Origin of the sequence: Bacillus sp. CDB3, assembly GCF_002081505.1 — a bacterium.
Classification (GTDB): Bacteria; Bacillota; Bacilli; order Bacillales; family Bacillaceae_G; genus Bacillus_A; species Bacillus_A cereus_AT.
In genome coordinates, this window is sequence record NZ_ALBR01000114.1 from 1 (window position 1) to 8,447 (window position 8,447).

Below are 8,447 nucleotides of genomic sequence, written 5' to 3' on the forward strand. Positions count from 1 at the left end.
TATTTCCAGTAGGTCCTATATCTCCGGTATTTCCGGTAGGTCCGGTATCTCCGGTATTTCCGGTATTTCCGGTAGGTCCAGTATCTCCAGTAGGTCCAGTAGGTCCAGTATTTCCAGTAGGTCCCGTTGTTCCTGTAGGATATACACATGGTTCTGAAATAGGAAATGCACATGGATAGGGGAATCGATTACAATTAATGTGTTTGTTTCGATACATAATGTGTATATTCACATCCTATAATTTTTTAATAATAATCAAACAATTTGATAAGAAAATATTAAGAAAAAGTGTGGGGAAATAGATTGTACATGTATTTCTTTACAAATATATTGTGGTTCTGTTGCAAAGTTTTTTGAGCTGAAGAGAATGATACATAGGATATTTTAAAGGAAAACAATTCAGGAAATATATTATTTTGGTAGCCGTGGACTACTATTCCCGTTTTTCTTTAAGTTATCGCGATGTGTCTGAGATCCTGAAAGAACGAGGAGTTTCTGTTCACCCTACACCCATTATGCGCTGGGTCCATGAATATGGACATTGGATCTATCAAATTTGGAAAAAGAAAAACAAAGTTGCACACCATGCTTGGCATTTAGATGAGACTTAGATCGAAGTTAAAGGAAAATGGTGTTATTTATGTCGTGCCATTGATAGTGAGGGTCATATATTGGACTTTCAACTTCGAAAAACTCGTGATCATCAGGCTGCGTATGCTTTTATGAAAAGATTGGTCAAGCATTTTGGAGAACCATCGGTTCTCACAACAGATGAAGCGCCGGCCTTGCTTTGTGCGTTCAAAAAATTACAGAAAGACGATTTTTATACACATACAAAACAATGTACCATCAAACGTCGCAATAATCTGATTTCAAAGTATCCGACACGCTTCTCGTACCATAAAAGGGATTGAAACGATTCAGGCCCTATATAAACAGAGACGAAGTCCTGAATCAGATTCCGTCTTTTCTGCGTACAAAGAACTACAAAAATTAGTAGCGATTGCTTAAATTCTATCCCAAATTTATAGCTCTCTTTATATTTTTTCTAACTTTGCAACAGAGCTCAAAAAAATCAGTTATTTCAATAATAGTATTTTTTTGGTTTTATATACCATATCGACTAACAAATCAACCTGTGAAAAAATATGGAAAAATGAGTCAAACGGCTAACTAAATGATTGCTTGTCCACCGATGCTAGTCTAAATGGTTCTGTTGCAAAGATTTCTAAACTTAGCTAAACTGTAGAAAAAATTGGATGAGGAGACTAACAGATGGGATATTTTAAAGAAAACAATTATGACTTACAGTCACATCCCCACGTGAAAAGGGTGTGACTATTTTTTTTATAAACTTTCTATACTGGTTACATAGATGGGGGATGTTTAGTACGTACTGTTTTATGGTGGGCTAACCCCGTGATAGAATCGTTTTTTAGCATCTTTAAACGTGAGTGCTTACATGGAGAAAAATTGATTTCTCTCGCCCAAGTCAATCAGTTAGTGGCTGAATTTATTTATATGTACTATCATTCCGTTCGTCCTCATTCATCATTAAATGGCATGACTCCGTATCAGTATTCAAAATCAATTGCGTAATCTAATTGATGTTCCAGTTTTTCTTGACCAGGTCACACCGCAATTTTGCACGTCAGCGATACTAGAAATAGACTTCGCCATTGGTAGCAAGAATCCCATTGACGTTAGTCAGCTTGCGACTTTAGCCGTGGGAGTGTCAATATCGGATTTGTTAGTTTAACTATAAATATAAATAAAACAAAACGTTTTATTGGTATAACAAACCAAAATATAGGTTATAATATTTGTAGAAGATCCAACGCCTTTGGAACCTTCTACATCTTTATTATCTTTTGCGAATAAAAAGACGAGAATTCTCTCGTCTTTTTGCGTTGTATAAAAATCTAGGTCAGATTAACATAACGCATTATTAGCGGTAGTAAAGATAATTTCTTCCCCTTATTCTTCCAAGGGCTTTTACCTTTCCACTTATCTATTTTATATACAACGTTTTATAGATATATCGCCAAGTCGAACAGACCAAAAACGAGAAAGTACATTTTTTAATGTTTCCTCAATGATAGTTGCTTGTGCTGCAGAAAAGAAAAAAGAATCATCATCTTTGCGATTTGTAACAACTGAAAAATCTACACCTAATTTTTTTAGTTCTTTTTGATAATCTTGTAATTGTCGTTGTTTTGATGTTTATGAATCAATTCATTTATTTTTTGTTTATCAACCTTATCACTTTCATCCACTCACTGACTCCTTTGTCTACTTTGCGGATAGCATACCACAGGTTTATCAAGAATGGTATAATGAGAGCAGTCCAAAATTAGGAATTTACAGTAATGGCAAGCTACGGGTATGTGACCACACACCCCAAAAACGTTGTTTTTGACTTGCTAGGAATTTTCCTAGAACCTTTACCGTTTTGAAAGTCTCAAAATTACATTTTTCGTCTTTCAAAACGGTTGTCGCTTCGCTCGATTTTTTAAAAAAAGGAGTATCAATTATGGCTAAAAGAAGAACAACATATTTGCAAATGTCTTTAGAACATGAAGAGAAAGATTATATAAAAAATAAAGCAGAAGAATTTGGCTATAAAAATGTTTCAGCATTTCTCATTGATAGTGCAAAATCACATTTCAAACTTGAAGTAGATATGGGAGCTTATAGGGATTTAACAAAAGAAATAAATTACATTGGTAAAAACATAAATAGCTTAATTAGAAGGATCCATACAGACGGAATTTATACAGATAATGATATCGATTTTCTTAAAGTTAATCAGAAGAAAATCATAAAAATTATGAACACAGAATATGACCGATTACTTGATTTAAAAACCAAGTTTACTAGCGATAGCTTGAGTAAAAAACAGAAGAAAAAATCAATAGAATCCTTATCCGAAAATCAAATTTCGATACCCAAAAAATTAGTATTAGAAGAAGTATATGAAAAGATAAAAGAAGATTTTCTTTATATTATAGAATGTATAGAAAACTCACCTGAACAAGGTAGGATGGTAACAGAATACGTATGGAAATATTTATATGGAGATACGCTTTATAAGTTAGATGATAACCAAATCATAAAATTTGCCGATAGCCTATTTATTTTTGCACAAAAGTTGAAGTTATCTAATCTCAACAATATTTTTTCAAAGGATGATTGGTTTGAACTAAAGGATATATTAGATGAGTATGAAATTTATTAAGTAAGCCTGAAGAAACTCAGTAAATACAGAGGTTCTTATTAGTTCACGCCACCTATAATAGGTCTTTATACAATATAAAAAGACGAGAATAATGATATGCTCCCCTATAGTAGACAGAAAAGAGAAAGCTTTATATCCAGTCTACTATAAGGATTCAGTACAGTTGTGCCTATCATTTTGACTAGCGTAATTAACAAACAATCATTTATTTAGGGGTTTGACTCATTTGGACATACTTTCCTCACAGCTTTATGGGTTTGTACATATGGTATATGGAACCAAAAATATTGTTATTGAAATGACTGTATTTTGAATGGTGAAATATACGAATGAAAGGGGAGAAAAGTATGTCTCAAGCTAATATACCTAATATTACTCCTACTATTAGTGTGGATCGTGATGATGCGCTCAATTTATTATTATCTTCTATTGCATTAGAAGAACTTGGACTAGCACATATTCTAAATGCCGAGGGAGAGAAGCTACAATATGTTTTAGGAACTTTACCGGGGAGAACAGGACCAGGTCCTAGCATTCAAGATTTACTCAATATCAATAAAAGTATTCAAGACATGGTAGATTCTGTCATGAAAGCAGAAATGTTTTTAGATGCAAAATTAAAAAAGGTTACAGATCTAATCAATCAACCAAAATGTCACACAGAATATATTTGTGAACCAATTAAAAAGGCATGTGATGGCAGTACATTTCCTATTTTTTCTGCAGGAACCTCACCAGCGTATAATGGAACAATTACGATAACAAATACGGGCTTGCATTGTAATATGGTAATAACAGTTACAGATGCAACGGGTACGCACTCTTATACAATTCAGCCAGATTCAGATCTTTCTATTTCTGTAAAACAAGTAACGTCTGTTACAGGCCAATGTAATTGTGTAACAACGCCTTGTCAAAATCAATATTGTATTGGGGTATTTGAGGGTACATTTAAGGTGGAAGGCGGCTGTTAACCTGCCTATAAAAGTTAAAAGTATTAATATATATATATCTATTTAATCAACTAATAGGATTTAACATTCCGTTGGATAAATACCTTAAGTATAATCCTTACTAAGGAGGAACCAGAATTTATGAAAAATAATAATAAAACGCAACGTTCCCAATTAAATAATCCTCAAGCAGCGCCAAGTGAATGGCCATGTAGTGCAGATGGACTTCAATGTGCAGAAGGTAGTTTGTATACGATAGATTTAGTAACAGGTGATTTCAAACTCTTAGGGCCTATAATACCTGAGACCCCCCTTTATAATGCTATCGGTTTTAGTATGTTAGATAATACTCTTTGGGGATATGATCAGACTAGAAAAGCTGTAGTAAAGATTAATCCAGATTTATCAACGGAAGCTCATCATATTGATAACCTAGGAGATGAACCTTTTTATGCAGGGGATATAGATAAAGATGGACATCTATATATAATGGATGGTGAACAACATTTTTATGTAGTAGATGTAAATTCTAATTCTCCAACATATTTAAAGTTAGTAGATCCCCGAAATGGTTTTCAACTAACCACTGATCCAGTACCATTATCTCATCCTATGCGTCTTGCTGATTGGTCTTTTAGCCCTATAGATAATCAATTGTATACGGCTGCTTATCCTAATACTAATCATTTGAATAAAATAGATCCATTAACAGGGAATATAACCCAGATTCCTATAACCCCAAGTATACCATATTCAGATTTTGGAGCTACTTTCTTTGGACCGGACGGAGCACTCTATGGAACCGGATCATCAGATCCTAATGGAGGTGTGTATCGAATTACATTTGATGATACTTCTGCTACATGGGTAGAATTTACTCAAACTGATCTTAATGTACCTCATTCGACTGATGGAGCAAGATGCGCTTCGGCTCCATTAAATTTATTAACGGTTGCCACTGGGAAAAGTGTAGACTTATTAACTGCATGCCCAGGGGATATATTAACTTATACAGTACAAGTTAAGAATCCAGGAAAAGTATTACCCGCAACAAATTCTATTTTTCAAGATATCATTCCGACTGGAACTACTTTTGTTCCTAATAGTGTGAAAGTGAATGGAGTTCAAACGCCTGGTAATCCGAATGATGGCGTACCAATTGGAGATATTGCCCCTGGTCAAACTGTAACGGTCATATTTCAAGTGAAAGTGGAGCCGAATGCTCCCAATCCAATTCGTAATATTGCTAGTGTAAGTGCAGATAACGCAGCAAAAGTGGATTCAAATGAAGTTACTACCAAAGTTCCTCAAGCTACCTTAAATGTGATAAAAGAGGCAGATGTAGGTGCTGTGCAATGTAGTGGACACATTACGTATACCCTATCTATTACAAATGAAGGTCCGGATGATTTGAATCAAATAGAAGTATTGGATCCGATGGATCCTAAAACTAGTTTTGTTCCCAATAGTGTAAAGGTAGATGGAGTTCCTAAAACAGGGGCAAATCCTACTACAGGTATGACGATAAGTCCTTTTCCAGCCCATACAACGAAAGTCATTCAATTTCAAGTCCAAGTAGCACCAAATACAAGTGGATGGATTTATAACAAAACACAAGCTATTTCTTGTGGAACGAACACATTTACAAGTAATCAAACACGTGTCAAAATATGTCCATGTAATGTAGAGTAATAAGAATGTCATGGTGGATATTCGCAGTTCAAAGTACACAATAGTAAAGGGAAAACATACCATGTAACTGCAAATGAAGCCTATGTGTATGTGAAGTAGCAAGGAAAATAAAAGGACGCCTTCTCTCTGAAAGCGTCCGGTTTACATAAATTTCTCTCGGTGTCTGTTTTAGTATATGCTACCAAATTTCAGATATGATAGTTAACACGATATAAAGTATGGCCATTGCAAACCCAAAATTAATATTTTCCACATTTAATTGATTACCATAAAATCTATTGATAGATATATAAATAAATAGAAGCATAAAAAGGCATCTTTAATTGGAAGATGCCTTTTCAATACTTTAATCAATGTTTAATGAATTATTAGCTATTCTCAGTTCCTGGCAAAGTCTTCGCCAAGTGTAGCCTTTTTAATCTTCTACAAGGCTTAACAGGATGCCCTAATTTTCACGTGCAAAAAGGCGGAGACAACTGGATTCACCAGAATCTCCACCAGGGTTTCTTTTCTTGGGTGGTTGCTAATATTCGTTTTACTTCTTGTAGTTCGCGTATTAGCTCCATTGCTTTTTTATCCCGCTCAATGACCCGTTCTTTTTCTTGTTCTTGAAGTTCTTCTTTCACGATTTTCCTTACATCTTCTAACGTGAACATGGGGATTTGTTGTTCTAGTTGAACGGGTAATTGTTCTGTGATTTTCGGGTTTATCTCATCTAGAACGAGGGGCGTTCTTGCTTCTTGAACAACTAATTTAGCCGCATCTTTTAAGGTTTTCTTTTTGAGTCGAATCTCTTCTTTCATACGAATTAAAATCAACATGTCCTTCTCTAAGAACGCCCTACTATCCTGTTCACCTTTTGAAAAAATATATCCGTTGTTTTCTAATTCGATACACCATTTCCTGAGGGTGCTTTCCCCTATGCCTAAGGTGCTAGCTACTTCGTGGGTCCAATAGGCCCGTTCGTTTTCTTCCACATCTATTAGCCTCCCTGTTCTCTAAGTCGTTCTCCTATAAAAAATATATAAACTAATTTAGTTTATATAGCAAATAAATCCTGCTATGTATTTAAACATAAAAAATACGAGCACAAGTGCAATACTCGTCCTCGTATTTACAAATCTATCAATCTTACGTTACAATTGTTGTAGAAAATAATCGAATAAATGAGCAAGAGCCTTATTCTCAAACTTTGGAGGGTCGGAGAATAAGGCTCTTATAGAAACTATACAAGGTGTTCAGACCCTGTTGTTTATTAAATTTATATCTTTATGATACCAAATTTGGACAAATAGGTAAAGTAAAAATTGTCTTGTGTAGCTTCCTCTTATTCTCAAAAGGAGGCTCTTTGTATGTCGGAAGCGATACAACTATCACAAATAGAAACGTTTATTGACGAATGGCATGAATGTTACCTCTCGGAACGTAAGAAAACTGGCTACGTCATGACGCTAGATTTAAGCAATGAGAAGCATAAACAAATCTGGTATGGATTACATGATCTAGAACACCTCATCAAAAGCTCCAGATTATCCTTAGAGGATGTCTATCTATCTTTGAATGCATTTGATCATGGAAGTCGTAAAACGTCGGATTTGAAGCAAATACGCAATATAGGCGTAGATTTAGATTTTTATAAGATTGGGCTTACGAAAGAACAAGTAAAAGAAGAGATATATAGATTAGTTGCAAAAGGAGCAATCCCTTGTCCAAACTTAATGTTGCATGGCCGAGGAGCACAGTTAATTTACAGTATTTCTGGAGGATCGGCACCTCAAATGGGGTACATGGCGCAATACATAACAAATAATCTGATCAAAACGTTACTGCATGTAGGAGCAGATGGAGCGTGTTCTGATTTATCTCGTGTATTTCGGTTGCCATATTCCGTCCACAGTAAGACAGGGAAACAAATCACGGTAGACATTTGGACAAAACGAGAGTATCAGCTCATGGAACTCTATGAATATGTGCCGCCAATGGAGAAGAAGCGTCCTACGAAGCGGAAAGGTATCATACAGACGTTACCAGCGCAAAAAGGAGCCATGACTCTCTACAGTTTAAATACAGCTCGTAAAGCAGATTTAGAGAAAATTGTGGAGATGCGAAAAGGTGAGATCGATCATAGACATGATATGACATACATATACGCGTTCACAACGGCTTTAATTGTAAAACAGCAAGTTGCAACTGTGGAAATGACACGACAGCTCAATGATAGATTTACAGAGCCGCAGAAAACAAGAGAAGTAGAACGGACAGCAAAAGATGCGTACAAAGATGCGATTACATTCTTCGATGCCTATGTGAAAAATAATTGCGAGATGAAGGGGCTACCAAGAAACCTGATCAAGCCAATGAAGAATACAACTGTACTGGACAAGCTAAATTTAAACCTTACACAAGCTGAGTTTGAGCAGTTGACGACTCTCATTGACTCAGGTGAGAAATACAAACGTAAAGTAAGTAAACGTCGTGAACAAGGTGTTAAGTCACGGGAGGAATATTTGTCTAAGTCGGCAGAACAAACGGAAAAACAGTTAGATGAGTTGAGGGATTTGTTG

General features: G+C 35.4%; 6 protein-coding genes and 3 pseudogenes. 7 read left to right on the plus strand and 2 right to left on the minus strand.

Annotated features, from left to right (window positions below; genetic code table 11):
* Window positions 1–217: pseudogene (locus CDB3_RS29245) on the minus strand (collagen-like domain-containing protein); the annotation flags it as partial.
* 157 nt (window positions 218–374) lie between these two features.
* Between CDB3_RS29245 and CDB3_RS29250 the strand changes: the two are divergent.
* From CDB3_RS29250 to CDB3_RS29275, 6 genes and pseudogenes are all read left to right on the plus strand, one after another.
* Window positions 375–1,011: pseudogene (locus tag CDB3_RS29250) on the plus strand (IS6 family transposase).
* Window positions 1,012–1,419: 408 nt separating this feature from the next.
* Window positions 1,420–1,599: an IS3 family transposase gene (locus CDB3_RS29255; protein WP_128856892.1), complete on the plus strand. Its 180-nt coding sequence runs from the start codon at window positions 1,420–1,422 to the stop codon at window positions 1,597–1,599.
* 934 nt (window positions 1,600–2,533) lie between these two features.
* On the plus strand, window positions 2,534–3,238 hold the full coding sequence (locus tag CDB3_RS29260; protein WP_128856893.1) for a hypothetical protein: 705 nt from the start codon (window positions 2,534–2,536) through the stop codon (window positions 3,236–3,238).
* A 347-nt stretch (window positions 3,239–3,585) separates the two neighbouring features.
* Entirely contained in the window at window positions 3,586–4,212 is a 627-nt protein-coding gene (locus CDB3_RS33005; protein ID WP_306295576.1) for an alpha-helical endospore appendage domain-containing protein, read from the plus strand.
* 120 nt (window positions 4,213–4,332) lie between these two features.
* The gene (locus tag CDB3_RS29270) at window positions 4,333–5,883 is read left to right on the plus strand and encodes a DUF11 domain-containing protein (RefSeq protein WP_128856894.1); all 1,551 of its coding nucleotides are present in this window, start codon (window positions 4,333–4,335) and stop codon (window positions 5,881–5,883) included.
* A gap of 15 nt (window positions 5,884–5,898) precedes the next feature.
* Window positions 5,899–5,982, plus strand: a pseudogene (locus tag CDB3_RS29275) (N-acetylmuramoyl-L-alanine amidase); the annotation flags it as partial.
* A gap of 383 nt (window positions 5,983–6,365) precedes the next feature.
* Here CDB3_RS29275 and CDB3_RS29280 read toward each other — a convergent pair.
* Window positions 6,366–6,860 carry a DUF3967 domain-containing protein gene (locus CDB3_RS29280; protein WP_128856895.1) on the minus strand — a complete coding sequence of 165 codons (495 nt, stop codon included), beginning with the start codon at window positions 6,858–6,860 and terminating at the stop codon, window positions 6,366–6,368.
* Between the two features lie 375 nt (window positions 6,861–7,235).
* Between CDB3_RS29280 and CDB3_RS29285 the strand changes: the two genes are divergently transcribed.
* Window positions 7,236–8,447, plus strand: a 1,212-nt coding sequence (locus CDB3_RS29285) for an AsnC family protein (RefSeq protein WP_128856896.1), incomplete at its 3' end; no start/stop codon positions are given.